Consider the following 25,814-nt stretch of genomic DNA (forward strand, 5'->3'; position numbering starts at 1 on the left):
CAAGTGCTTGATGCAACAGCCTGACTCAGCAGATGGTTCGATATATTGATCTATATTTGTTCACATAAAAGTTAACATATTTCAAGTCAAGCCTTACAGATTTCGCTGCACATTTTTGAATGCTTATGCTAAGTTAAAAATAACTAAGAAATTTTTATCATAAATAGAAGAGAGGCTAAACATGAAACGTGTCATCGCCTGCATCGACTCATCACCATGTATAAACGCGCTGGCTGACGCGGCGGCATGGATTGCCAAACAGACTGGCCGTGAACTGGTCCTGTTACAGGTTTTGGATTATTACCCGGCCAGTTATCATCTGGGGGAAATCAGCGGAGTGATTGGCTTTGAAAGTAATGCCATGTTACTGAAAGAACTGGCTGAGCTTGAACAAAAACAAAGTGAAATTGCGCTGGATTATAGCAATAACCTGCTGCAACACATTTCCGAGCGGATTCTGGCAGAACACGGTATTCAAACCACACATATTCAGGAAAAGGGTGATTTTCTGGAGCAAAGCTTCCAGATCCTGCAGCCTGATGATATCGCGGTGATTGGATTGCTTGGTGAACGCTCGGCTGAAAAAAACAAACCGATCGGTACCAATGTGGAAAATTTTATTCGTGGGGCCAATTGTACCGTGATGACGGTCGGAGAACAGTTTAAGCCGCCGACACGATTTATTTTCGCCTATGAATATTCACCGACCTGTATCAAGATGATGAAACGGATTGCGGAAAGTGATCTGCTGCGCTTATTGCAATGCCATTTGTTATATATCGGTGATCATGCTGAGATTCTGAATGAGCCTTTGCAATATTTAAATCAGGCTGGTTTAGATGTGGTGCCACAATACCGCTATGGCGATGTCGCAGAAAATATTTTGACCTATCAGCAGGAACTCGGAATTCAGCTGATCGTGTTGGGTGCATTTAGTCACAGTAAAATTCACCAGTTCTTTTTGGGCAGTATTGCGACCACGATTTTCCGGAATTCAAAAGTGCCTTTACTGGTTGCGAAGTGAGAATTGCATATAATAGCCAAGCGCGAAGTCTAATCGTAAATTGTTACAGCTTGATTTAAAAATGACCAGAGTTATCCTCATATATTGTGGATAACTCTGTGGTTAATATTTATAAGTTAATGTTATTTATGGTAAATATGTCATTGGGTGATTTTTGTTCTTCTTGTTTTATTTCACAATCGCGAGTGCAAAACCATCATGTCCTTTGCTGCCAACCGTTTGTAAAGCAGTGCATGACAAGATACGTGGATGATTTTGAAGCGCTTTAAACATGTCACGAATGCCTTCAATACTTGGTTTATTATTGTCCGGGTTAATGATTTCGCCAGCACGAATCACATTGTCCAGAAAAATAAGTGTACCTGAGTGCGACAGGTTTAAACTGAGTTCCAGATATTCCGGATAACTCTGTTTGTCTGCATCAATAAAGATGAAATCGAAAGCTTCCGTATCTTCAGGCAGGGCTTTAAGCACATCTGCTGCACGGCCGCATTTCAGTTCGACGGTCTGTTTAAGCTGCGCGCGATCAATATTTTCCTGACCCATTGCCGCATGGGTATCACGTCCTTCAATCGTCAGGATATAGCCATCATCAGGCAAGGCACGTGCCAGCCACATGGTGCTATATGCTGCAAATGTGCCGAGTTCCAGTACACGTTTACACTGGTTCATCTGGATTAGCATCTGCAACAACATGCCTTGATTTGGTGCTACAGCCAGATGATCAGGAAAACCGTGCGCTGCGGTATTCTCAAGAGTTTGATTCAGAATGGGGTCTTCAGGAATTAAATGTGAATCAATGTAGTGATCAATGTCTGTCCACATTTGTTGCATAGTCTTAGCACCTCGATTGCGATGCGTGCATTTTAAACTTTTCGCGGCAGAGCGCAATTTATTGTTCTATAGGTGCTGATTTTTTAGGCTCTAAAAAGTCCTGGATGAACTTTGTAGAGCGGTTGTCATGACTTAGTAATTACACATCGAAGAATTACGGCCTAAACTCGGTCCCCAAGTACGATAACCTTGGGTATCGATGTGGATTTGGCCAGAAGCATACATGCCGAGTCCCATATTTAGGCTTTGACCATGCTGGACCCAGAACTGACACAATTTGAACTTGGTATTTTCAATATAGCTATAATCTTGTGCCTGAGGATATTCAGGCCCAATCCGGAAATCGATCGCAGAGTTGTAAAGATGGCGTGAAGAATTGGCACCACCGGCACACTGGTTCAAAGGCAGGTCACGATAGACTGATGTGACTTCAAAATCAGTCAGTACATTGGCTGCAACCAGATATTTAAAGACTTTTAAAGTTGGGATCTGATTGGCCCATAATTCACGGCTTGGAATCATGTATTGGGAACGGCCACACTTGGCCCAATCACGTGCAGTACGCATCAATTCGAAACTCGGAATGATATTGCCAACCCCATGACGTTCCAGAAAAACCTCATATTCACGCACGCGTGACAAATTATCCAGTGCCGATACCCAGTGGGTATACACATAAGGCACAGTTTTTGGGTGGGCTTTACGATCGTATTGAACACGTTCTTGTGGAATGTAAATCCGTTTTCCAGCAGGTGTGGTGGCCTGTCCAGGTTGTTTTGTGGTCGTGGTACAGCCCACAAAAACAAGAGGAATTATACAAAGACTCAATAATCCCTTTAACAAGTTCTTCATTTATAGAAATCAGATATTTACAAAATAGCGCTATTTTAGACTAAATATAGGGAGAAATTTGGAGAATATTGCAATGAAATGTGTGCGTTGAGTATAAAAAAGATCAGCATTTGCTGATCTTTTAAAGTTTAAACTAATTACTTTTCAAGGTATTGTAATTTGTCTGCTTTGCCATTCCATTCTTCACGGTCTGCTGGCTGGTCACCAATTTGTGTGATATTTGGCCATTTTTGTGACAGGTCAGCATTCAGTTCAATAAAGACTTCCTGACCTTCTGGTAATTCGTCTTCAGAGAAAATTGCATTTGCCGGGCATTCAGGTTCGCATAACGCACAGTCGATACATTCGTCCGGGTTAATCACAAGGAAGTTAGGACCTTCATAGAAACAGTCTACAGGGCAAACTTCAACACAGTCTTGATATTTACATTTAATACAATTTTCAGTGACAACGAAGGTCATGGCGACAGCTACCTAAAAAATATGGTTCTAATTACGAATGCTGTATTTTAGGCAAAAACAGGGGGAACTAACAATTCCTTTTATTGATATTTGTTATATATAGGGCTGTTAAATTTGAAAAAAGGTCGCATACCGATGAATTACAGCATTCATCGGTATGTTCAGGACATCGACCCTATGCCAGATGAGGTCTAGGACCGAGAATTAACTTGGCTGAACCGTACCGGGTTTGTCGGAGACTTTTTTATTTAAGTTAGGCCACCTGACCTAACGGGTTAATCTTATCATAGTACATTGCTTCAAACTCAAAAGGCGATACATAACCCAGTGCACTGTGTACACGCTTTTTATTGAACCAATCTACCCAGTTTAGTGTCGCAAGTTGTACATCTGCTAAACCTTGCCAATCTGCTTTTAAATATTCAATCACCTCTGTTTTGTATAAGCCATTCACCGTTTCAGCCAGAGCATTATCGTATGAATCACCAGTTGTACCGACTGATGCTCGTAAATTTGCTGCTTCTAAACGATTGGTATAGCGAATAGAAAGATATTGCACACCTCTATCGGAATGATGAATCACATTCTTTGGCATGCCTCGATCGTGCAAGGCTTGCTCTAATGCATCGAGCACCATATCTGTATTCATCCGTGTCGATACTTTCCATCCAACAATTGCTCGTGAGAACACATCAATAATAAAGGCGGTATAGACCCAGCCTGAATGAGTTTGAATATACGTAAAGTCACTGACCCATAATTGGTCAGGTCGATCAGCACTAAAATTACGTTTCACTAAATCATCTGCTCGTTTTTGGTCATCTCGGCTACGGGTGGTTTGTTTGTTCTTACCTCGCCAAACACCTTGTATACCTAGCTTTTTCATTAATCGAGCAACAGTACAGCGTGCAATAATATAGCCTTCACGTTTCAGTTTTTGCCAGACTTTACGTACACCATATCGACCTGAACTTTCCTTCCAAATTCGTTTAATTTGTTCAGCATGATGCTCATCATGTAAATCTCGCTTTGCTCGATGTTCTGGATTTTCGCAGAGATCTAGAGTCCGGTAATAGGTTGAAGCTGCGATCGGTAAAATCCTACAAATCGCATCAACACCATATAAGTCTTTATTGTTATGGATGAAATCCACCATTATTTGTGTGGGCGGTCGAGCTCCGCCTGGGCGAAAAAAGCGGCTGCTTTACGTAGAATTTCATTGGCACGCTTTAATTCTTTAATTTCACGTTCCATTTGCTTCATTTTTTCTTGATCAGATATCTGTTGTACTTTAATAGGATTTTGCTGATCTAAATGCTTTTGATGCCAGGCACGAAGTGTTTCAGGAGTACAACCAATCTTAGGCGCAATTGCTGTGATTGCAGCCCAAGTAGAAGGATAATCTTTTTCAGATTCAATCAATAATTGAACCGCTCTTTCTCTGATTTCAGGGGTATATTTTAATTTTGTCATCGGGGTAGTCTCTCAGAATATTGACTCTCCGACAAACCCGGTACGGTTCAGGCTGTTTGATCAGGTCTTTGAGCGCATATAACTGCTGCAAGGCTTCACGCGGAGTTAAACTATCTACATCAATATCTTCGAGTAAGTCCAGTGCAGGCGATTCTTTTTCAATTTCGATGATACGTTCTATAGGCTCCATAACTTCAGGCATTGCAAACAGATCATGCTGCGGGCTCAGTGGCTTGGCCTGATGCTGTTTTTCCAGAATCTTTAAGCGGTTTTGCGCTTCTTTAATCACCGCAGCCGGAATGCCTGCCAATTTCGCGACTTGCAAGCCATGACTTTGACTGGCCGGGCCATGTTGCACCTTATGCAATAAAATCAGATTACCATTCAGCTCTTTGGCCGTGACATGGTAGTTATTAATGCCACTTTCCTTATCCAGTTCAGTCAGTTCGAAATAATGGGTAGCAAATAGACATAAACATTGAATGCGTTTGGTCAGATCCAGCACACAGGCCCAAGCCAAAGACAAGCCATCATAGGTACTGGTTCCACGGCCAACTTCATCCATGAGTACCAAAGACTGGCTGGTGGCATGATGCAGGATTTGCGAGGTTTCGGTCATTTCCACCATAAAGGTTGATTTGCCGGTCGATAAATCATCGGCAGAACCAATACGGGTAAAGACACGGTCAACCGGACCTAAAGTTGCAGCTTGCGCTGGAACATAGGCACCACAATAAGCCAGCAACACGATCAATGCAGTCTGGCGCATAAAGGTGGATTTACCACCCATGTTGGGGCCGGTAATGATGGCCATGCGATGGGAAAAATCCAGTCGCGTATCGTTCGGAGTAAAGGCCGATTTACTGAGGGCTTCTACCACTGGATGTCGTCCAGCAGTGATACTTACACCGATTTCAGGGCTAAATTTTGGACGCGACCAGTTGCGTAAACGCGCCTGATGGGCAAAATTAGCAATCAGATCAATCTGGGCAATGGCGCTGCTCATCATCTGTAAACTGCCGATATCCTGACGCAGTTCATCCAGCAGCATTTCAAACAGCATTTTTTCACGGGCCAAGGCACGCGATTCGCTAGATAAGACTTTGTCTTCAAATGCTTTCAGTTCAGGCGTGATGTAGCGTTCGGCATTTTTCAGGGTTTGCCTGCGGATATAATGCTCGGGTGCCTGTTCGGCTTGTGCTCGGGTTAACTCAATATAATAGCCACTAACACGGTTATAGCCGATTTTCAGTCCCGGAATGCCGCTTTGTTCACGCTCTTTGATTTCCAGATCAATCAGGAACTGGCTGGCATGATCACGAATCTGACGCAGTTCATCCAGTTCACTGTCAAAACCTTCTGCAATGACATTACCATCACGCAGCAGGACGGGTGGATTTTCTACAATGGCTGACATCAGGCGTTGATGCAAACCATGGAAGTCGCCGAGTTCTTCATTGAGCTGCACCAAGAGCGTGGACTGTTGCTGACTCACAATCGGTTGCAGGGCATGACGTAAAAATGGAATTTGCGCACAGGCCTGACGCAGTTGTACCAGATCACGTGGGCGGGCACTGCCAAGCGCAATACGGCTCAGCACGCGTTCAATATCGCTAATCTCTTTAAGCACCAGACGTACAGGTGCTTCGTGGAAACCTTGCAGCAAGGCTTGAATGGCATCCAGGCGCTCATCCAGCAGCGCGGTATCGCGTAAAGGTTGCATCAGGGTGCGACTGAGCAAGCGTCCACCCATAGCAGTCTGACAGTCATTGATCAGTTGAAATAAGGATGTCCCATGTTCAAATAAAGGCTCAATCAGTTCAAGATTACGGCGTGTCACCGGATCCAAAGCAATAAAATCTGAACTTTGTTCTAGCTGAATCGTGCGGATATGCGGTAACGCAGTTTTCTGGGTTTCTTTTGCATAGTGAATCAGTGCCGCAGCCGCTGCTTTAGCCAAAGGTAAATGATCAATGCCGAAACCTGAAAGCGTGCTGACAGCAAACTGGTCGCATAAGGTTTTTTGCGCATTGTTCAGGTTGAAGTCGACATCGGGACGTTTGGTGACCGAGATATCCAGTTGCTGTTTGAGTTGTTCGGTCAATGTCGGATCAGTGATACTTTCATCCAGCAGAATTTCGCTTGGCATCAAACGCGCCAGTTCAATCATGAGCTGGTTAAGATCATAATCCTGCTGCTGGACTTTAAATAGGCCGGCGCTGAGATCAAGAAGTGCAATGCCGATCTGATTCTGCTGAATACATAAAGCCACCAGATTCGAGCTCTGATGTGCACCGAGCATGGCATCATCGGTCAGTGTGCCCGGCGTAATAATTCGAACTACACCACGCTCAACCGGTCCTTTGCCAGTAACCTCGCCGATCTGCTCGCAGATCACCACGGTTTCGCCTTTTTTGACCAGACGTGCCAGATAGCCCTCGGCTGCATGATAAGGCACGCCCGCCATAGGAATTGGCTGACCATTGGCTTTACCACGATGGGTCAGGGTAATGCCTAAAATCTTGGCTGCCTTGTGTGCATCTTCAAAGAACAGTTCATAAAAATCACCCATACGATAAAACATCAAAGAATGCGGATGCTGCATTTTCACCGACATGTATTGCTGCATCATGGGCGTTAAGGTAGAAAGATCAGCCATAATTTCTGAACTGGTCATTAAAAATAAATCCTTTCAACAAGAGATAAATGCAAATACTGCTCAATAGGCTATGCAGGAAAATTTAAAGCACATTTTCAATCAGGCCAATCCAACATGGTTGAGCACAGGAGATCGAAAATGTGAAATGAATCTGCTGATTCAATTCAGCTTTAAAGCTGTATTGCAGCAAGTCTATCAAATTTAATTTTTAGAAAGAAATGAAATTCCAGATGAATCTTTAAGTCAGCGCTCAGATCTGTCGCTATGGCTTCTTATTCAGCATTATTTGCAATTTTAAAAAATAAACCACCGGATGCGAACATGCGGTGGCAAGTCTCAATCAAGACGATAGTTTATTCCGGATCATAAAGACCAAGATCGGTCAGATGTAATCTGAGAATCCGGCGTAATTCCAGTACGGCTTCAGGCGTTTCCTGAATCGAGTGGCCACCCTTAATGACTTTGCTAGATACAGCACCATTTAGGTAAGCACTCTCATATGAAACGATATCATCGCTCATGAGCTTGGTGTCTTGCGTATCTACGGTATTGCCGATAATCGAGTGAAATTTGATATCTTTAGAAGGCTGAATATCCTGGGTCAACGCCGTGAATTTTGAATTTTCACTCAGATCGCTTGGGCCATTTTGAATCAGGTCATGCCCCAGTTCTTTGACAAACTCGTTTAACCCGATCTGGCCTTGCAGGGTATCGGCAAAGGCACCCAAAAATGCACCCGGTATACGGATAATTTTACGGGCCAGTTTGGTATGCCAGCGGTCGGCATATTCTGTCCCACGATGTGGTGTCGCTAAGAAAATGGCCCGAGTGAAATTTGGAATAGGCCGCATTTGCAGGCGTGCTTTAAAGAGCGGGTTATCCTTAAATTGTGCAATGCGGGTATTTTGTACCAGCTTGAATGCATCTTGGGTAATATCGGCCTGACTGACCATTAAACGGGCAATCACACCTCCCATGCTATGTCCGACCAGTACCGCATCTTTTTTGGCTGGTGCATTGTTCGCGACCTGGGCAAAGCCTTGCTGAACCAGTGCATTAATTTGAAAACGGCTTTCCAGAATCGGCATATTAGTAGAATAAAATACCTGCCAGACCTGGAAATTTTCTCTTAATACCGGATCACCCATAATGTCGTTGGTCAGACGAATCCAGGCTTCAGGACTACTGGCCAGGCCATGAATCAATACCAGCACTTTCTTGTCCGGATTATAAGGTTCCAGCATGTACAGGTGCGGCATGCTCAGACTGTCTTCGCGATTAATCAGCGTCAGATAGGCTAAACGCCCCAGATTGTTCTCGGCCAGCCATAAACCGTAAGGTGCGGAAAAGTTGGCGGCTAGCGCATATTCTTTCGAAGCTACTTTGATCTTTTCATGTTTATAAGGGTCATACAGTTTCAGGTGAAACTCCGAAGTAGATAAAATCTGTTCAGTCGAATTCGCGGATTTTGGTACAGCAGTAATGGTGGTCGCCAGATAGCGTGCTGAATGAATGTTAGGATTTTTACCATTTGGATAGTTGTGCTTGAGCGGATCGACAATATATTTTTTATCCTGCTCGGTTTGCTGTGCTTCAGGTAAAACCACTAAAAATTCTGAACCAAAACCATCACGGCGGGTGATGGAACGTAGGCCGGAAAAGTTCATGTTATAGGTAGACATCAGCTGTTCAATGGTCTGGTTTTTCAGCTGCGGAAAATTTTCCAGATCAATGGTGTATACACTGTCACCGACCTGAATGCGCTGGCCGGACTGTTTGGCTTCATAACGTTCAGCATAGCGTTGAATCAGATGAGCAATTGCCAGGTTATAAAAGTCACGAATCTGGACCTGGCGGTTATCAAAAATACGCTCTTGCGGCGCACGCTCGGTTTTAAATAGATAGGCATAGCTATAACGAATGCTTTTATCCAGCATAGTGAGCTGCTGATCCAGACATTTCTGGATGTTCTGCTTGTGTTGTTGCTGTTTTTCCGGTGATCGGGTTTTGTTTAAAATTCCGGTGTTACATTCAGCAGACTTGGCATTTTGTAAGGAGTTGGCTAGATATAATTCACTTGCTGTAGAAAGCAATTGTTCATCTAAAATCTGGGGAATACTTTTCAGATCTTCCACACATTCTTCGGGCTGATCAATACAGATCTGAGCTTCAAGACCTGTCATGGACAACACATTCAGACTGGCTTCGCTAAGCTTGTCGCGGGTCAAGATACTGTCACGCTCATTGTTCAGCGTGACATTAATCGCCTGTTCCTTAACACTGACCACCTGACAGCCGCTGAGTATGCTGGTGATGAGTAAAGTGCACAGCATTAATCTTTTATTTATTTTTTCGTGCATAAAACTTTTCACTGAATTCAAGTTATAAAGCGGGATAATGTTTTGTATTTTACTAATTTTTTCCCATAAAAATAGACCGCCGTAGCAGTCTATTTGTAATCAAATTGAAGCGAATCTTGATTATGGGGTCACCGGTGCTGTTGCTGGGTCTGTAGCCGGAGCAGGTGTTGAGCTTTGCAGAATTTGCCAAACATTCCAGCGGCCATTTTTCTCAATTTCCTGAATCAGGCGGTCAGCCACTTCAGCTTCTTGCGGATATTTCACCTTATAGTTCGCCAAGGTTTGAGTGGCATTTTTCTTCTGTTCCAATGCAATATAGTTATTGGCTGCAGAAAGATAAGCCTCCTGAACGCCAGCTTTCATGGCTTTGTCCAGATAAGCGATGGCTTCACGTTGACCACCGCCTTCAGACAGACCAAAACCAAACCAGAAGTTGACCTCAGGATCTTCTGGATTAATTTTGAGAATACGCTGGGCATAGGTCAGGGAATTGGTGGTATAAACTGAACCCAGATCCAGGTTACGTGCCATCACGCTGGCTTTAAAAGCACGCATCAACACATCAAAAGAGGCATTTGGACGGGCCGCTAAAGTATCCAGTTGTCGGGTGACTTCACGCAATTTGGCTTCAAAACCACGGCGTTCCTGACGATCGCTGAAACGTGGTGGATAATGACGTGCCTTACCTTCGACCATTTGCAGGAAATCGTCAATTTCGGTGATATCGATTTCATTTGAATTGGCAAGTGCTGCATAACGCATTGCACGTGTATTGCTATCTACCACTGGAATAATCAGTTTATTCACATCCAGGGTCAGTTGCTTGGATGGATCATTAGGATCCGTCACCACCATCTTGGTTACAGGCTGCGCTGCAGCTTTTTTCAAATGCACTTCAAATTCAGGCGGTTCATTATAATTGAATGGATTTAAAGCATAAAATGGTGGGCTCAGTTCAGGCTCTACAAAAACCACTTGGTCCACAGGTTTCTCAGCAGATTTCTGAGGAGTGGTGGAACACGCAGTAATTGTGAATGCTAAGCAAGCAAGTGCCAAGGGCTTAAAGGTCATAATAGTCATCCATTCTGTTATTTTTAAAACATCTATTCAAAAATTGCATGATCGTCAGTCTATGAAAAGTATAACGATCATGCAAGTAAACCCGTGTTACAGAGTGAAGTGTGATATTCAGGCTTTGGATTGGCTGGTTTGCGCTTCACATTCACGGCGCGCTTCTTCCAGAATCTCCAACTCTTTTTTGCTCAAAGGCTGGCCATCCTGTTGCTGCTTGTTAAAGGTCGGATCTAACAAAGAAAGACGATTGCACAAGTTGTTCATGCGTTTTTCATTTTGCTGAATGCGATCCAGCAGAATCCGCATACCTTCTAAAATCGGATCAGACTGGTCTTCAGTCGCGGCATAGGGCTGGAAACCGATACTTTCGGCATAGTCACGACGACGGGCTTCAGCATCATCTTTGGGTTTGTCTTTAGTGATAAAACGTGCCGGGTTGCCCACCGCTGTGGCGTTCTCAGGAACCGCTTTGGTGACGACCGCATTAGAACCGACTTTGGCATTTTTACCCACGGTAAATGGCCCTAGAATCTTGGCACCAGCACCGACCACCACGCCATCTTCTAGGGTCGGATGACGTTTACCCTTATTCCAGGTCGTTCCGCCCAAAGTCACGCCGTGATAAAGCGTCACGTCATCGCCAATTTCAGCAGTTTCGCCAATGACCACACCCATACCGTGATCGATAAAGAAACGGCGGCCAATTTTTGCGCCGGGATGAATTTCAATGCCGGTGGCAAAGCGGCTAAACGAAGACAACGCACGCGCAGTTCCTTTACAGTCTTTATTCCATAGCTCATGTGCCATGCGATGCATGATCAGCGCATGAATGCCAGGGTAAGTGGTTAAGACTTCTAAGGTATTGCGTGCTGCAGGATCGCGCGCAAAGACAGCTTGTATATCTTCTTTGAGCTGTTTTAGCATTAGATTTGATCCTCGTCCTGTGATGATGTGTGTGAAGATTTTTCCAGGTACCGTTGTTCAATGCCTGAACACGGCTGAAAATACCACGAAGTAAGTGATATTCCATACGATCTAATTGTATACGTCCAAAGAGGCGACGCAAGCGTAAAGGCAATAATCTTGGATTTTTTGGATCCATAAATTCAATTTCTGCCAGCATTTTTTCCAAATGCGGATAGAATTGTTCCATCTGGGCATGGTTGACCAAGGGTTCATCCCATTCCATTTCAATGCCATCAATGACTTGCATGGTCGCTTTAGCATCACGTGGCTGTTCAATTTGACTCATCGTCGCCATGCGCATCTCATAGCAGATCACCTGAATCGCCTGAGCTACATTCAGTACGCCATAATCAGTATTCACAGGAATAGTCAGGTGATAGTTGGCCATCGCCAGTTCTTCATTGGTCAGACCACGGTCTTCACGGCCAAATAAAATCGCAACTTCCTGCTGCTCTTGAACAACAGCGGTCATGGCTTTTTCTGCGGCAGGACGCACATCTAACAGCGGCCAGGGAATGGTACGGCTGCGTGCGCTGGTACCGAATACAATCTGACAGTCTTTAATGGCATCTTCCAGGCTTTCTACAATCTCGATCTGCTCGATCAGGTCAGTTGCACCCGCAGCCAGCGCATCAATATCCGGATGCGGATAGGTTTTCGGTGCCACCAGAACCAGTTTGGACAGGCCCATGGTTTTCATGGCACGTAAGGCACTGCCGATATTGGCAGGTAAAGTGGTATTGACCATGACAATACGCACATGGGAGAGATGTGCTGAAACAGCAGCATTGTCAATTTGACTCATGAGGATTCCAATTTTAAGGTGTTTTAAAGATCAGGATTTATGAATATTGCGGTTGGGATTCAGCCTGATACATTTCCAGTGCATCATCCATGCTCATGCCTGCAGGCGGCGGAGGAATATCCACCGGCTTGGCCTGTTCATAGAACACGGCTTTGGCAGCTTTGGACTTGACCTGGTATTCAATATGCAAGGCTTCTTTACCAAAATAATCACGCAATTTGGCTAGGAGCTCATCCAGTGGGGCGACTTTCCAGTTGAGACCCAGATGCAGTTCAGTCGTGGCATACGGATAGTCCAGATATAGAATCACCGGAATATGTGCGGACATATCGACATTGCAATAAGGAGTCAGAATTTGCTGCAGGTCACGGCTCAAGCTCTTACTGAAATGCTCGGCTGTGAGGGTGATCTTGATGCTATTGGCACGTTTCTGGCGAATTTCATTCAGGCTAAATGCCTTGGTGAGGCGTCCCATCGGACGGTCAAAGCCTTCACGCTCATAGATTTCGCCTTCAATCACCACCACTTTATCGAGCTGGATAATCTCTTTAAAGCGGTTGAAGCGTTCGTGATTGGCTGAAATCTCAATCCGTGCCGTACCATCATCTAGGGTCATCATCATCCGGTTCGGGAAGTTGGCAATATCTACCACCAGTCCTGCAAACACGGTGGTTACACCACGGCGGGTCGGCGTTAGCTCATTGATCTGACTAGGCACAAAGGCTTTCAGCTCATTGCGATACACATCAATCGGGTGGCCGGTCAGATACAGACCAAGTGTGTCTTTCTCACCTTTCAGGCGAACTTCATCCGCCCAAGGTTTGACGGGTTTAGATGGCTTGCGCTGAACTTCTTCCACTTCGCCAAACAAGTCCATGATGCCGGTTTCACGGTTGGAACGTGCCTGTTCCGCAGCTTGAACCGCTTCAGGCAGTTGCGCCATCAGGTCGGCACGATCAATGCCTAAGCAATCCAGTGCACCTGAGCGAATCAGTGCTTCCAGGGTGCGCTTATTGATTTTTTTCAGGTCAATACGATGACAGAAATCAAATAAGTCACGGAATGGACCTTCTTGCGCACGTGAGTCAATCACCGATTGCATCGCCGCTTCACCGACGCCTTTGATTGCCCCCAGACCATAGACAATAGTTTGCTCATCAGTGGCATGGAATTGATACAGCGACATATTCACTGACGGCGGCAAAACTTCCAGATTATTCTTGCGACAGTCATCAATCAGAAATACCACGTTGTCGGTGTTCTGCATCTCCGAGGTCAATACCGCAGACAGGAATTCCGCCGGATAATGCGCTTTTAGCCATGCAGTTTGGTAAGCAACCAAAGCATAGGCAGCCGCATGCGATTTGTTAAAACCATAGCCGGCGAACTTTTCCATATAGTCGAAGATATGGTTGGCGGTAGCTTCATCAATGTCTTTTTTCGATGCACCTTCAATAAAGATCTGGCGCTGTTTGACCATCTCTTCCGGTTTTTTCTTACCCATGGCCCGACGTAACAAGTCCGCGCCACCGAGGGTATAGCCAGCACAGTATTGTGCAGCCTGCATGACCTGTTCCTGATACACCATAATCCCGTAGGTGGGTTCTAGTACGCCTTCAAGTAATGGATGCAAATATTCAAAATCACCACCATGCATCCGGTGAATAAAGTCAGGAATCAGATCCATCGGGCCTGGACGGTACAGCGACACGAAAGCAATAATTTCTTCAAACTTGCTCGGGCGTGCCTCTTTCAGCATCTTTTTCATGCCCACGGATTCAAACTGGAATACCGCGGTGGTGTTAGCATTGGCAAAGACCAGATATGCGTCTTTATCCTCAAGCGGGATATAGGCAATATCTAAAGGTTTATCCGCTTTGATGCGTTTATTAATATTTTTAACCGCATCTTCAATCACCGTCAGGTTACGCAAACCCAAGAAGTCAAACTTCACCAGACCTGCAGATTCGACATCGTCTTTATCGAACTGTGCCACGCGTCCGGTACCATCGGCATCACACATGACCGCAGAGAAATCGGTAATTTTGGTTGGCGAGATCACCACACCACCGGCGTGTTTACCGGTGTTTCGGGTAATACCTTCCAGTTTCAGTGCCATTTCCCAGATTTCGGCTGCATCGTCATGGTCTGGATTGGATGGATTGGTGACGATATCTTTAAGCTGGGGTTCAGCTTCTAGTGACTCAAGCAGGCTTAGACCTAAAGGCTTGGTCGGAATCATTTTCGAGATACGATCCGCCAAGCCATAAGATTTACCCAAAACGCGCGCAACATCACGAATCGCACCTTTGGCCGCCATAGTGCCGAATGTTGCAATCTGGGAGACCGCATCACGGCCATAGGTACGTGCTACATAGTCAATCACGCGGTCACGGCCTGCGATACAGAAATCGACGTCGAAGTCGGGCATCGAAACACGTTCCGGGTTCAGGAAACGTTCGAACAGCAGTTCATAACGCAGCGGGTCAAGATCGGTAATTTTTAAGCTATAGGCGACCAGTGAGCCTGCACCCGAACCACGGCCCGGACCTACCGGGACGCCGTTACTTTTCGACCACTGAATGAAGTCCATCACGATCAGGAAGTAGCCGGGAAATCCCATCGAGTTAATGATATTAATCTCGTATTCGATTCGCTCATCATAAGGCTTGCGAATCTCTGGCCAGTCTTCATCACGTTGTTCAGGCGGATACAGGAAATTCAGACGTTCTTCCAGACCTTCTTTGGACAAGTGTGCAAAGAAAGTATCAATGGTATGACCTTCAGGAATCGGATAATCCGGCAGAAAGTATTGACCCAGTCGCAATGTGACATTACAGCGTTTGGCAATGTGGTAGGTGTTCTCAATCGCAGAGGGAATATCCGAGAACAGCGCCGTCATTTCTTCAGCAGATTTGAAATATTGTTCAGGTGAATAGGTTTTAGGGCGGCGATTATCACCGAGCACGTAACCATCGGCAATACATACCCGCGCTTCATGCGCTTCATAATCGTCACGGGTCATGAAGTGCACATCATTATGTGCAACCACACCGATATTGTATTTTTTTGCCAGCTTCACGGCTTCCAGAATGAAGTTGTCTTCATCCGGACGATTGGTGCGGGTCAGGGCAAGATAAACACGATTGCCAAATTTTTCGACCCATTCTTCTAGCAGCGGTTCCGCTTTTTGCGGATTTGAACTCATCAGCATTTTGCCGACATCGGAATGCATGCCGAGCAGGGCAATCATGTCCTCAGACTGATTTAAAATCCATTGTTTTTGAACGCAGGGGATATCCAGTTGCTGACCACTGATAAAGCCTTCAGATACCAGTTCAGTCAGGTTGCGCCAGCCGGTATTGGTCATGGCCAATAAGGTCATGCGATGTTCGGCATCATTCAGGCGAATTTCGGAACCCAGAATCGGCTTGATTCCTTTGCCCAAACATTTGCCATAGAACTTGACGGCAGCATGCAGGTTAGAAAGATCCGTGAGCGCAAGGGCAGGCATCTGTTCTTTTTCGGCAGCTTTGACCAGGTCAGGTATCCGTACGATGGATTCAGTAATCGAAAATTCTGTATGAATACCAAGATGAACAAAGTGCATAGATGAGTCCCTGCTAAAACCATTGAATAGTTTAACATGGGATTTATTGTTTCAGTTTGAAAATGAGGGGAAATGGCTAACTTTTAGGTCAAGTTTGAATTTGATTTTTTAAGCTGATTATTTAGTTAGTTGTTAGAAGATATTTTCTTTTACTTTTGACGGGGCAAAAGTAACAAAACCCCTTTGTTGATCTGATGGCACTTCCATGTGCCACAGACCAACGGGCGACTTCCTGTCGCCGTGGCACGTATCAAATAGTTGCCGGACTTTACTTTGAAATAATGAGAAAGGGTTTGTAAGTATTAAAAACAATAAAACCCTCAAAAAGAGGGATTTATTCATACATAAAAACTAGCTTAACGAAGTCGGGATAACCAGTCACCGAGGCTTTGTACAATCTGCACCAGAATCAGTAATACGATCACCGTCATGATGACAACAGAGGTATCAAAACGCTGATAACCATAAGAAATCGCTAAGTCACCAATACCACCCGCACCGACTGCACCCGCCATTGCCGTGGCACCAATCAAACTGATGGTGGCGGTGGTCAGGTTAAGAATCAGGGAACTACGCGCTTCCGGCAGAATAAACTTAAATATAATCTGCATTGGCGTCGCGCCCATGGCTTGGGCAGATTCGATAATACCTTCATTCACTTCAAGCAAAGATGTTTCAATCAGGCGACCAATGTATGGGCCGACATAAATGGTCAATGGAACAATTGCTGCCCATGTACCAATCGATGTACCAACGATTAACTTGGTCAGTGGAATGACTGCAATTAGCAGGATAATAAACGGCAGCGAACGCAGCGCATTCACAATAGGATTGAGACCGTGATAAATCACACGATTCGGCAGAATTCCATTCGGACGTGTCACCAGCAGAGTAATCGCCTGAATGAAGCCCCAGATACAGCCAAACAGCATCGCGAAGAACACCATATGAAAGGTTTCTTGCAATGCTGTCACAAACTGATCTATCGACAGGGAGCTTTTCCAGAACGGCGCCGTGATCGTTGTCAGCCACTGTACAATTAAATCTCTCATGCCTGTACTCCCGCCTGATCGACTTGTACGCCGTGTTGTTCAAGGAATTTTATTGCTGCTTGAATTTCTTGTGCATCACCCAGTAGCTGAATAAACATCTGGCCAATCACCGTGCCATTAATTTCGGTCATATTGGCAAACAGAATATTTAAACTGATATCAAACTGTTTAATCACCGCTTGAATCACGGTTTCCTGTGCCGAGCTACCAAGGAATTTCAGGCAATAAATACTGTTGTGGTTCTGGTTTTCCAGATTATTCAGAATATTGACTGGTAAATGCTGCTGTAATACGGTCTGAATAAAATTCTTGGTCGTCGGGTGCTGGGGCTGACTGAATATTTGTAAGGTACTGCCGGTTTCAATCACATCACCTTTTTCCATCACGGCGACATAATCACACACGGTTTCAATTACATCCATTTCATGGGTAACCATAACAATGGTGATGCCTTGTTCTTCATTAATTTTTTTAAGTAGCTGTAGAACAGATTTGGTGGTTTGTGGATCAAGTGCAGAAGTCGCTTCATCACAGAGTAAAATTTTTGGATGATTGGCAAGGGCACGGGCAATACCAACACGCTGCTTTTGACCGCCAGACAATTCATCTGGAAAAGCATGACGTTTATGTTTTAGGTCAATAAAGTCTAATAATTCTTCGAGGCGCTTTTCCCGTTCTGCCTTGCTCCAGCCTAGGAGTTTCATGGGCATTTCGATATTGGCTGCCACGGTTTTGGTTTGCATTAAATTGAAATGCTGGAAAATCATGCCGATGCTGGCACGTTCTTGACGCAATGCTTTGGCATCCAGTGCGGTAAAATCTGTTCCGTTAATGATAATCCGGCCTGAGCTTGGGCGCTCAAGCAGGTTGATCAGACGGATGAGGGTGCTTTTACCGGCACCACTATAACCGATGATGCCAAAAATACTGCCGGTTGGAATCTGAAGATTAATCTGATTCAAGGCATGCAAGGTTTGACCCTTAAGCTCATACTGTTTTGAAATATCTTTAAATTCAATCATAGTGTCAAAAACTGCATCACGGATAAAAAAACAGGCAAGAAATCGTCCTTGCCTGTTCTAAAAGTCTATTATAGTACTATTTTGATTCAGTTAAATACGTCACAGGTTTGTTTACCGCAACTTTCGTACCACCAAAATGTTCATCAACATATGCTTTTACTGCTGGCGTATGATACAACGCACCCACTTTTTGCAGGACTGGATCGTTTTGACGGTCTGCTGCAACAGCTAATACGTTGACATTCATTTTTGTGCTTTGATCGATTGGCTCATAGTAAATCGCATCTTTCAATACGTTTAAACCACCTTCCATTGCCAGGGTATTGCCCAGCACAATCGCATCAACTTCATCTTTTACACGTACTGCAGTCGCCATTTGAATTGGCTTAATCACGATTTGTTTTGCATTTTCGGTCACATCAGAAGTTGTACCTTTGACATTGTCAAAACCAGCTTTTAATTTAACTAGGCCTGCTGATTGTAAAAGTAATAATGCACGTGATTCGTTTGCGCCGTCGTTAGGAATAGCAATGGTTGCACCAGTTTTAAACTCGTTTAAAGATTTCACTTTGCTTGAGTAAATACCCATTGGCTCTAAATAAGTGGTAGATAGAGGTACAATTTTGGCTGTGTTGGCATCGTTGTAAGCCACCATATAGGCATAAGACTGGAATGCATTCACATCAATTTCTTTGTTGGCTACTGCCGTGTTCATTGACACATAGTCAGTAAAATTTTTCACATCAAGTTTGATACCGGCTGCTTTGGTTTCAGGCAGGGTCGCGATATAACGCCATACGTCTGCATCTGAACCGGTCGAAGCCATAGTTACAGTTTGAAGACCATTAGCATCTTTGCTTTGCGCTGCATCAGTGGCAGGCGCTTCTTGTTTACCACACCCAGTTAAAGTCAATACAGAGGCACTTAAGATAACGCCAAGTAACTTTTTCATGAAATTGTCCTAATTCTATTCTTGCCTAAAGTATAAGCATTTTTAAATCGTGTTAAATAAGAGTTTTATTACGATCTAAGTAGGTGGCTTGATCATTGCTGAGGAGGGCTTGAGATCGGAAGATGCAAGCGTGCAGCAACAGTTCTGGTGAACTTGATCAAGTCAGAGGCAGCCCAAATCTGATGTACTTGATCTATTTTGGAGAGAGAAAATAGATATTTTATAAGTACATGCCAAGGTTTATGTGCTCTGAAGTTGCGGATATCATAGCAATAAATCTATATTCGATATACTGGATAAAAAAGCCTTGCTTATCTCTTTAGTCGAATATAAAAAAAGATCTTTTAAAGAAAATATTAATTAAAACAATATATTATTTATATTGAAAATATAGTTTTAATAGATGTGTCTAAATAGTGATCTTTATAAGATTTTTTAAGATAGAAATATGAAAAATGCATATAGATAAATATAAAAAATATGTGATTTTTGGGAAATTAAGAAAATCCTATCATTAACGAGATAAATCTTTCCTTTATATTAACTTAAGCGAGTCAGTATCTGATCTTGGTTTCCTCTGGTCATGATATTACAAGCTTGTTTTAACAGAAGGGAATATGCAGATAATCCGAACGCTGTTTTTTGTAGAGTACGTGTCTACACAAGATATGATCGGCAGGTACAAGCGGATGATCAAACTCTCCCACTTTTTCTAAGCCAATGTTTTGCATGACACGTTCTGATGGCGTGTTGACGCATGCAGTAAAAGAAATGACTTTTTCAAGTCGTAGAGTTCTAAAGGCATATTTCAGTACCGCTTTGGCTCCTTCAGTGGCATAGCCTTGATTCCAGTATTGCGGTAGCAAGCGCCAGCCAATTTCAGGGGCATCGGCAATTTCAAGTTCAAATGGATGCACGTGTAAGCCGATAAAACCGATGAATTCGCCTGTAGCTTTGAGTTCTACGGCAAAGAGTCCCCATCCACGTGTTTCTATGGCAGTACGAATACGTTCAATAAATGCAGTTGCTTCAGTCGCATCGAGTTTTTTAGGGAAGTAGCGCATGACCTCGTCATCTGCACACATTTGGATAAATGGCGCAGTGTCGGAGTCTTGCCATTGGCGCAGGATCAGGCGAGGGGTTTGAAGGTGAATAGTCATTAGGTATCTTAATTTGGTTACGATTTTTTAGTTTCGTTTAGGGATTTGCTCTTTAAACTCATTAAACTGTTTCGTTTTATAGTCCAAAGATATTATATCCTCGACTACGTCTAAAAATGTTTTTACCATTTCCTCTTCAGGTCTAAAGCCTCTATGGTTAGAAGCATTTCCACCCTCAATAATCGTATTTAATATTTCATATTGTGTCTTACTAATATGTTTGTCCTCTAACATTTTTTTGAGCTTTCTTTCAAATCCTCCTATATCGCCTACTTTTTTTACTAAGTATCTATCTATTAGAGTTCGAATTCCTGAAAGAGCTAAAATAAATAATCCTTTTTCGTAGGCTGAAATGACTTCAAAGAAGAGCAACAGATCATCTTTAGGTAGATCGAAAGACCATTTTTTTTCATGCAATAATGATTTGTTGAATCTGGGAAAACTCGTACTTGATATCTAATAAGATTCGCATTTCCCTAAGTTCTCTAAATCAGATTTTATTGAAGCCCATTTTTGGCTAGTGTTCTCATCAATATCTTTTACATGAAATGAGTCTAAATGTAATGATGGCGCATTACATTTTTGACATTGGGTGAACTGGTAGGCATCAATGCTGTAAGTCCATAGTGAGGTTGCTTGATCAGTCGTTATATTTTTTGAAAAACCTTCGATAACTCTTGGGTGGATTGTTAAATTCAATCTATTTTGTGGAGTATCGTGCTTACATTCCCAGCAATATTTCCAAATATACATATATTCAACTTCTTATTTTAGTGATGTGCAAAAGAGTAAATTATTTATAGGCGTATGAATAGTTCTGTGGATTGTATAAGCAAATAAAAAAACCCCGAAAGAATCGGGGTTTTTTATACTTAAATAAAATTAAGCATTTTCACGCACAATCGCACGGTAACCAATGTCTTTACGATATTGAACGCCGTCGAACGTTACTTTTTGGCAAAGTTCTAAAGCTTTTGCTTGTGCTTCACCAATGGTATTACCCAGTGCAGTCACGCAAAGTACACGACCACCAGCAGTGACGATATCGCCATTTTCATTGGCTTTAGTACCTGCATGGAACACTTTCGCATCAGTCATTTCAGTGTCTAAGCCTGAAATCACATCACCATTGCTTGAAGTTTCTGGGTAGCCTTTTGACGCTAAAACGATACCAACAGTCTTGCGCTCATCCCATTCAGCTTCAGCAGGTAAGTTACCTGCAATACCAGCTTCAACGAGATCCACCAAAGATGATTTTAAACGCATCATGATCGGTTGAGTTTCAGGGTCACCAAAACGACAGTTAAACTCGATTACTTTTGGTTGACCTTTGTCGTCAATCATCAAGCCAGCGTATAAGAAACCAGTGTAAACGTGACCGTCTTTTTTCATACCTTCAACGGTAGGACGCATCACTTCATTCATGGTTTTTTCAAACACATCAGCAGTCACAACAGGTGCAGGAGAGTAAGCACCCATACCGCCGGTGTTCGGACCTTGGTCGCCTTCAAAAATACGCTTATGGTCTTGCGATGTTGCCATTGGCAAGATGTTGTCGCCATCAATCATACAAATGAAAGATGCTTCTTCACCCGCAAGGAATTCTTCGATCACAACGCGAGAACCTGCATCGCCAAACTTGTTACCTGCAAGCATGTCATCAATTGCTGCAAATGCTTCTTGATTGGTCATGGCAACGATTACGCCTTTACCTGCAGCAAGACCATCAGCCTTGATCACGATTGGCGCACCATTTTTCTCAACAAATGCTTTCGCAGCATCTACTTCAGTAAATACGTCATAGAAAGCCGTTGGAATGTTATGGCGTTTAAGGAAGTGTTTAGCGAATGCTTTAGAGCCTTCAAGCTGCGCAGCAAATTGAGTTGGACCCCAAATTTTAACGCCAGCTTCACGGCATGCATCTACAACACCATTTACAAGTGGTGCTTCAGGACCAACAACCACTAAATCAACCGCATTGCTTTTTGCAAAGTCGATAATCGCAGCATTGTCTAAAATATTTAAGGCAACATTTTCGCATTTATTTTCTGTTGCAGTACCTGCATTACCCGGTGCTACAAATACTTTTGCGACTTTATCATCTTGCGCGATTTTCCATGCAAGTGCATGTTCACGACCACCATTACCCAAAACTAAAATATTCATTAAAAAAAATCCTTCTGAAATAGAATCCCCCTAAATCCCCCTTTGATAAAAGGGGGACTCCCTTCGCTCTACTATGATATAGAAAACCCTCCTTTATTAAGGAGGGCTAGGGAGGATTTAAAATTAATTAGTGACGGAAGTGACGCATACCAGTAAACACCATTGCAATACCAGCTTCGTCAGCCGCAGCAATCGTTTCTTCATCACGCATAGAACCACCCGGTTGGATAATGCATTTGATACCCGCTTTCGCAGCGTTATCAATACCATCACGGAATGGGAAGAATGCGTCAGATGCCATTACCGCACCTTCAACTACTAAGCCAGCATGTTCAGCTTTGATTGCAGCAATACGAGCTGAGTTTACACGGCTCATTTGGCCAGCGCCGACACCAATGGTTTGACGGTTTTTAGCATACACAATCGCGTTAGATTTTACGTATTTCGCTACTTTCCAAGCGAAGATCATGTCATCGATTTCTTGTTCAGTCGGCGCACGTTTGGTGACTACTTTAAGATCATCTTTAGTGATCATGCCCAAGTCTTGATCTTGAACTAACAAACCACCGTTTACGCGTTTGTAGTCAAGTTGCGATTGACGCGCATCGATTGCTGGAAGTTCGCCACATACAAGTACGCGTACGTTTTTCTTCGCGCCTGTTACTTCAAGAACGCCTTCAGCAACGCTCGGTGCAATGATCACTTCAACGAATTGACGATCTACAATCGCTTGTGCAGTTGCAACGTCTAATTCACGGTTGAATGCAATGATACCACCGAAAGCAGATTCAGGATCTGTTGCATACGCAAGATCATAAGCTGCTTGAATACCGTCTAAAGATACTGCAACGCCACATGGGTTAGCGTGTTTAACGATCACACAAGCAGGCTTCGCAAATGATTTCACACATTCAAGTGCTGCATCAGTATCTGCGATGTTGTTATAAGAGAGTTCTTTACCTTGAAGCTGTTTCGCTGTTGAAACAGAAGCTTCAGTCGCTGTGTCTTCTACATAGAATGCAGCAGCTTGATGCGGGTTTTCACCGTAACGAAGGTCTTGAACTTTGTTCAATTGAGTATTGAAAGTACGTGCAAATTTGTCTGCCTGACCTTCTTCTTTACCTACGCGAGCGCCTAAGTAAGATGCGATCATGCCGTCATATTGAGCAGTATGTTCAAATGCTTTTACTGCTAGGTCAAAACGAGTTGCATGAGATAAAGCACCCTCAGCTTTAAGCTCGGCAACGACAGTTGCATAGTCAGAAGCATTTACGATGATACCTACAGATGCATGGTTTTTTGCTGCAGCACGAACCATGGTAGGACCACCGATGTCGATGTTTTCGATAGCATCAGCAAGTGAACAGTTTGGTTTGGCTACCGTTGCAGCAAATGGATAAAGGTTTACAACGACTAAATCAATAGCATCAATGTTGTGTTCAGCCATCACAGCTTCGTCTAGACCACGACGAGCCAGGATACCCCCATGAATTTTTGGATGTAGTGTTTTTACACGGCCGTCCATCATCTCTGGAAAACCTGTATGCTCCGAAACTTCAACTACAGCCACATTATTGTCTTTCAACAATTTGTAGGTACCACCTGTAGATAAAATTTCTACCCCTAGAGCAGCAAGTTCTTGTGCAAATTCAACAATACCAGTCTTGTCAGACACAGAGATTAAAGCGCGTTTAATAGTCATGATCTTCGTCACAGTTTTCAAGGAACAGAATAAAACAAAATCAGCAATTTACAGGTTAAAAAAAATGCCTGCGGAAGCCGCAAGCATTTTATCATTTATTCACTCATTAAACCGTGAGCTTTTAACTTTTTACGTAAAGTACCACGGTTGAGTCCGAGAATCTCGGCAGCACGTGTTTGGTTACCACGTGTATATTCTAGAACTACAGATAGAAGAGGTTTCTCCATTTCTGCTAGCACCATGTCGTATACCTGAGATGGTTGCTCGCCCTGCAGTTGTGCAAAATAGTGGCGAACTGCGCGATCTACGTGGATACGTAAAGCAACATCAGATTGTGCAGTAAAAATAGGAGATTTGCTATTCATGCGAATTAATCCGAAAAACAGATATCACTTGGGTAAAGTGATATATAAAAGTGGTCTAGAAATTGAAATGAACTCCATTTTAGATCCTAAAACGGAAGTTCTAAAACTTAGTCATTACATTGAGCCTGTAGCTTGACACATCTCTGCGATTTGGTCGAAAAATAAGCGTAACAATAGTTAAAGTTTTGTTACTGACCAAAATCAAAACAAAAAAATCTGCACGATACGCAATAAATTTTATAGCGCATTAGGCAAGACTGTATTTGTTGTGAAAAAGTCGCGAGGAGTTGCAGCACATAGCTTTCGTGGCGCGTATCATACCATTGTCTAAGCAAAAGTGAGCAAGAAAACTGCATTTTTTTTAACTTTTTTTAATTTTTTAATGCTTTCTCAGCAGATTAGGGGCGAATTATTTCCAAAGTATAGCGATCAAAGCTTTTACGATCGACTGGAAGCTTAAATTTGAATTTAAACGGGCTGTTTTTTGGGATGCGCTGAATATTGACCAGACTTTCAATCAGGTACTCTTCGGAGGACAGGTTATAAGTTGCAATCACTTCACCGCGATGTTCCAGATTGATTCTTAAAATCGGTAAGGCCAGGCTACGGTCATGAAAATTGATCAGCTCACCGCTAAACTCAGCTTCATTATTACCGGTTGCCTTGATTTTGACTTTATTGGCCTGAATCAGTGTGTAGTATTTTTCCAGATTGGAACAATTAAACACTTCACAGGCAGTGTTAAAGGCCAGGCTCATAACGTGACTGTTTTTGATGTATTGCGGATTGAACCAGAAGAATTGAAACATCAGCAGGCTGAACAGTGACAGATTGAGTAAACTCCAGCCTATATAGTACATTGGCCCGCGTTTAGTCTGTTTTTCTGCCTGATCTTCCCAATTCATGCTCGGTAATACTGAAATTGGCTCGGTACTGAAATAATTCAGGTTATTTAAATAGGTTTCCAGGTCAATATTGGAATGTTCAACTTTTTGATCAAAAATCTGTAGCAGGCTATGACGATGCTGCTGATCCGTGTGATAAACACCTGGTCTATTTTGAGCATCAGTTTTGCTGAATTCGCTGGAGTTCGACTGAGCCTGAGACATTGGGGCGGTGACCGAATTCCGGGTTTCGGTCACCAAATGCGATAAGGCATTAAACGAAGTAGTACATTTGGGACAGCAAACCATACCCTGCGCAACGGTGAGTTGAGCAACTGTGACCTTATAGGTGGTGGAACAGGTAGGGCAATGGGTTCTTTTGTCACTCATGGA

General features: G+C 43.5%; 18 protein-coding genes, 2 pseudogenes and 1 other annotated feature. Of the genes and pseudogenes, 1 reads left to right on the top strand and 19 read right to left on the bottom strand.

The genetic code is table 11. The annotated features are described in order from the left end of the window. Positions 1-181 precede the first annotated feature (181 nt). Entirely contained in the window at positions 182-1,024 is an 843-nt protein-coding gene (locus tag HGD77_RS06625; RefSeq protein ID WP_004279943.1) for a universal stress protein, read from the top strand. A 168-nt stretch (positions 1,025-1,192) separates the two neighbouring features. On the opposite strand, the gene HGD77_RS06630 is transcribed toward HGD77_RS06625, so the two are convergent. The 19 genes and pseudogenes from HGD77_RS06630 to HGD77_RS06720 form a co-directional block, all read right to left on the bottom strand. Continuing rightward, positions 1,193-1,858: an O-methyltransferase gene (locus HGD77_RS06630; protein WP_004729865.1), complete on the bottom strand. Its 666-nt coding sequence runs from the start codon at positions 1,856-1,858 to the stop codon at positions 1,193-1,195. Between the two features lie 132 nt (positions 1,859-1,990). Continuing rightward, positions 1,991-2,710 carry a D-Ala-D-Ala carboxypeptidase family metallohydrolase gene (locus HGD77_RS06635; protein ID WP_004279938.1) on the bottom strand — a complete coding sequence of 240 codons (720 nt, stop codon included), beginning with the start codon at positions 2,708-2,710 and terminating at the stop codon, positions 1,991-1,993. Between the two features lie 137 nt (positions 2,711-2,847). After that, complete coding sequence (fdxA, locus tag HGD77_RS06640; protein WP_004279936.1) at positions 2,848-3,171, bottom strand: ferredoxin FdxA; 324 nt, start codon at positions 3,169-3,171, stop codon at positions 2,848-2,850. Between the two features lie 253 nt (positions 3,172-3,424). After that, positions 3,425-4,644, bottom strand: a protein-coding gene (locus tag HGD77_RS06645) for an IS3 family transposase (RefSeq protein WP_121980446.1) whose coding sequence is annotated in 2 segments (ribosomal slippage) — positions 3,425-4,368 and positions 4,368-4,644 — 1,221 coding nt in all. Because the reading frame shifts where the segments join, the coding sequence is not laid out codon by codon here. Then, positions 4,253-4,369, bottom strand: a sequence feature (AL1L pseudoknot). It overlaps the preceding gene by 117 nt. A 55-nt stretch (positions 4,645-4,699) precedes the next feature. Further along, a pseudogene (gene mutS, locus HGD77_RS06650) lies at positions 4,700-7,321 on the bottom strand (DNA mismatch repair protein MutS); the annotation flags it as partial. Between the two features lie 335 nt (positions 7,322-7,656). After that, entirely contained in the window at positions 7,657-9,663 is a 2,007-nt protein-coding gene (locus HGD77_RS06655; protein WP_034436086.1) for an esterase/lipase family protein, read from the bottom strand. Between the two features lie 120 nt (positions 9,664-9,783). Continuing rightward, positions 9,784-10,734 (bottom strand): ABUW_2363 family tetratricopeptide repeat lipoprotein, encoded by a 951-nt coding sequence (locus HGD77_RS06660; protein ID WP_005263089.1) that lies wholly within the window; start codon positions 10,732-10,734, stop codon positions 9,784-9,786. A gap of 117 nt (positions 10,735-10,851) precedes the next feature. After that, positions 10,852-11,661, bottom strand: a complete 810-nt coding sequence (cysE, locus tag HGD77_RS06665; protein WP_004279928.1) for a serine O-acetyltransferase — start codon at positions 11,659-11,661, stop codon at positions 10,852-10,854. A gap of 40 nt (positions 11,662-11,701) precedes the next feature. Beyond that, positions 11,702-12,508, bottom strand: a pseudogene (locus HGD77_RS06670) (RNA methyltransferase); the annotation flags it as partial. Between the two features lie 37 nt (positions 12,509-12,545). Further along, positions 12,546-16,118, bottom strand: a complete 3,573-nt coding sequence (dnaE, locus tag HGD77_RS06675; RefSeq protein ID WP_005263087.1) for a DNA polymerase III subunit alpha — start codon at positions 16,116-16,118, stop codon at positions 12,546-12,548. A gap of 356 nt (positions 16,119-16,474) precedes the next feature. Further along, positions 16,475-17,170, bottom strand: coding sequence for a methionine ABC transporter permease (locus tag HGD77_RS06680; protein ID WP_004279923.1), 696 nt, complete (start codon positions 17,168-17,170; stop codon positions 16,475-16,477). Continuing rightward, entirely contained in the window at positions 17,167-18,192 is a 1,026-nt protein-coding gene (locus HGD77_RS06685) for a methionine ABC transporter ATP-binding protein (protein ID WP_005100878.1), read from the bottom strand. The genes HGD77_RS06680 and HGD77_RS06685 overlap by 4 nt, the downstream gene beginning before the upstream one ends. A gap of 76 nt (positions 18,193-18,268) precedes the next feature. Next, on the bottom strand, positions 18,269-19,144 hold the full coding sequence (locus HGD77_RS06690) for a MetQ/NlpA family ABC transporter substrate-binding protein (protein WP_005263086.1): 876 nt from the start codon (positions 19,142-19,144) through the stop codon (positions 18,269-18,271). 602 nt (positions 19,145-19,746) lie between these two features. Further along, complete coding sequence (locus tag HGD77_RS06695; RefSeq protein ID WP_005263084.1) at positions 19,747-20,304, bottom strand: GNAT family N-acetyltransferase; 558 nt, start codon at positions 20,302-20,304, stop codon at positions 19,747-19,749. 27 nt (positions 20,305-20,331) lie between these two features. Beyond that, positions 20,332-20,721 carry a DUF4145 domain-containing protein gene (locus tag HGD77_RS16995; RefSeq protein WP_005263082.1) on the bottom strand — a complete coding sequence of 130 codons (390 nt, stop codon included), beginning with the start codon at positions 20,719-20,721 and terminating at the stop codon, positions 20,332-20,334. Between the two features lie 465 nt (positions 20,722-21,186). Then, positions 21,187-22,470 carry a phosphoribosylamine--glycine ligase gene (gene purD, locus HGD77_RS06705; protein WP_005263077.1) on the bottom strand — a complete coding sequence of 428 codons (1,284 nt, stop codon included), beginning with the start codon at positions 22,468-22,470 and terminating at the stop codon, positions 21,187-21,189. A gap of 127 nt (positions 22,471-22,597) precedes the next feature. Next, positions 22,598-24,172: a bifunctional phosphoribosylaminoimidazolecarboxamide formyltransferase/IMP cyclohydrolase gene (purH, locus tag HGD77_RS06710; protein WP_004646700.1), complete on the bottom strand. Its 1,575-nt coding sequence runs from the start codon at positions 24,170-24,172 to the stop codon at positions 22,598-22,600. A gap of 95 nt (positions 24,173-24,267) precedes the next feature. Then, positions 24,268-24,537, bottom strand: coding sequence for a DNA-binding transcriptional regulator Fis (gene fis, locus HGD77_RS06715; protein WP_001086304.1), 270 nt, complete (start codon positions 24,535-24,537; stop codon positions 24,268-24,270). A 398-nt stretch (positions 24,538-24,935) separates the two neighbouring features. After that, the gene (locus HGD77_RS06720; protein WP_005263075.1) at positions 24,936-25,811 is read right to left on the bottom strand and encodes a DUF3426 domain-containing protein; all 876 of its coding nucleotides are present in this window, start codon (positions 25,809-25,811) and stop codon (positions 24,936-24,938) included. Positions 25,812-25,814: the final 3 nt, after the last annotated feature.

Source organism: Acinetobacter sp. NEB149 (genome assembly GCF_012516415.1).
In the GTDB taxonomy this organism is placed as follows: Bacteria; Pseudomonadota; Gammaproteobacteria; order Pseudomonadales; family Moraxellaceae; genus Acinetobacter; species Acinetobacter lwoffii_V.

Coding starts and splice junctions, on each gene's coding strand:
- HGD77_RS06630 (WP_004729865.1), bottom strand. CDS start 1,858: ATGCAACAAATGTGGACAGACATTGATCACTACATTGATTCACATTTA.
- HGD77_RS06625 (WP_004279943.1), top strand. CDS start 182: ATGAAACGTGTCATCGCCTGCATCGACTCATCACCATGTATAAACGCG.
- fis (WP_001086304.1), bottom strand. CDS start 24,537: ATGAATAGCAAATCTCCTATTTTTACTGCACAATCTGATGTTGCTTTA.
- purH (WP_004646700.1), bottom strand. CDS start 24,172: ATGACTATTAAACGCGCTTTAATCTCTGTGTCTGACAAGACTGGTATT.
- purD (WP_005263077.1), bottom strand. CDS start 22,470: ATGAATATTTTAGTTTTGGGTAATGGTGGTCGTGAACATGCACTTGCA.
- HGD77_RS06685 (WP_005100878.1), bottom strand. CDS start 18,192: ATGATTGAATTTAAAGATATTTCAAAACAGTATGAGCTTAAGGGTCAA.
- dnaE (WP_005263087.1), bottom strand. CDS start 16,118: ATGCACTTTGTTCATCTTGGTATTCATACAGAATTTTCGATTACTGAA.
- cysE (WP_004279928.1), bottom strand. CDS start 11,661: ATGCTAAAACAGCTCAAAGAAGATATACAAGCTGTCTTTGCGCGCGAT.
- HGD77_RS06655 (WP_034436086.1), bottom strand. CDS start 9,663: ATGCACGAAAAAATAAATAAAAGATTAATGCTGTGCACTTTACTCATC.
- fdxA (WP_004279936.1), bottom strand. CDS start 3,171: ATGACCTTCGTTGTCACTGAAAATTGTATTAAATGTAAATATCAAGAC.
- HGD77_RS06635 (WP_004279938.1), bottom strand. CDS start 2,710: ATGAAGAACTTGTTAAAGGGATTATTGAGTCTTTGTATAATTCCTCTT.
- HGD77_RS06660 (WP_005263089.1), bottom strand. CDS start 10,734: ATGACCTTTAAGCCCTTGGCACTTGCTTGCTTAGCATTCACAATTACT.
- HGD77_RS06690 (WP_005263086.1), bottom strand. CDS start 19,144: ATGAAAAAGTTACTTGGCGTTATCTTAAGTGCCTCTGTATTGACTTTA.
- HGD77_RS06695 (WP_005263084.1), bottom strand. CDS start 20,304: ATGACTATTCACCTTCAAACCCCTCGCCTGATCCTGCGCCAATGGCAA.
- HGD77_RS06680 (WP_004279923.1), bottom strand. CDS start 17,170: ATGAGAGATTTAATTGTACAGTGGCTGACAACGATCACGGCGCCGTTC.
- HGD77_RS06720 (WP_005263075.1), bottom strand. CDS start 25,811: ATGAGTGACAAAAGAACCCATTGCCCTACCTGTTCCACCACCTATAAG.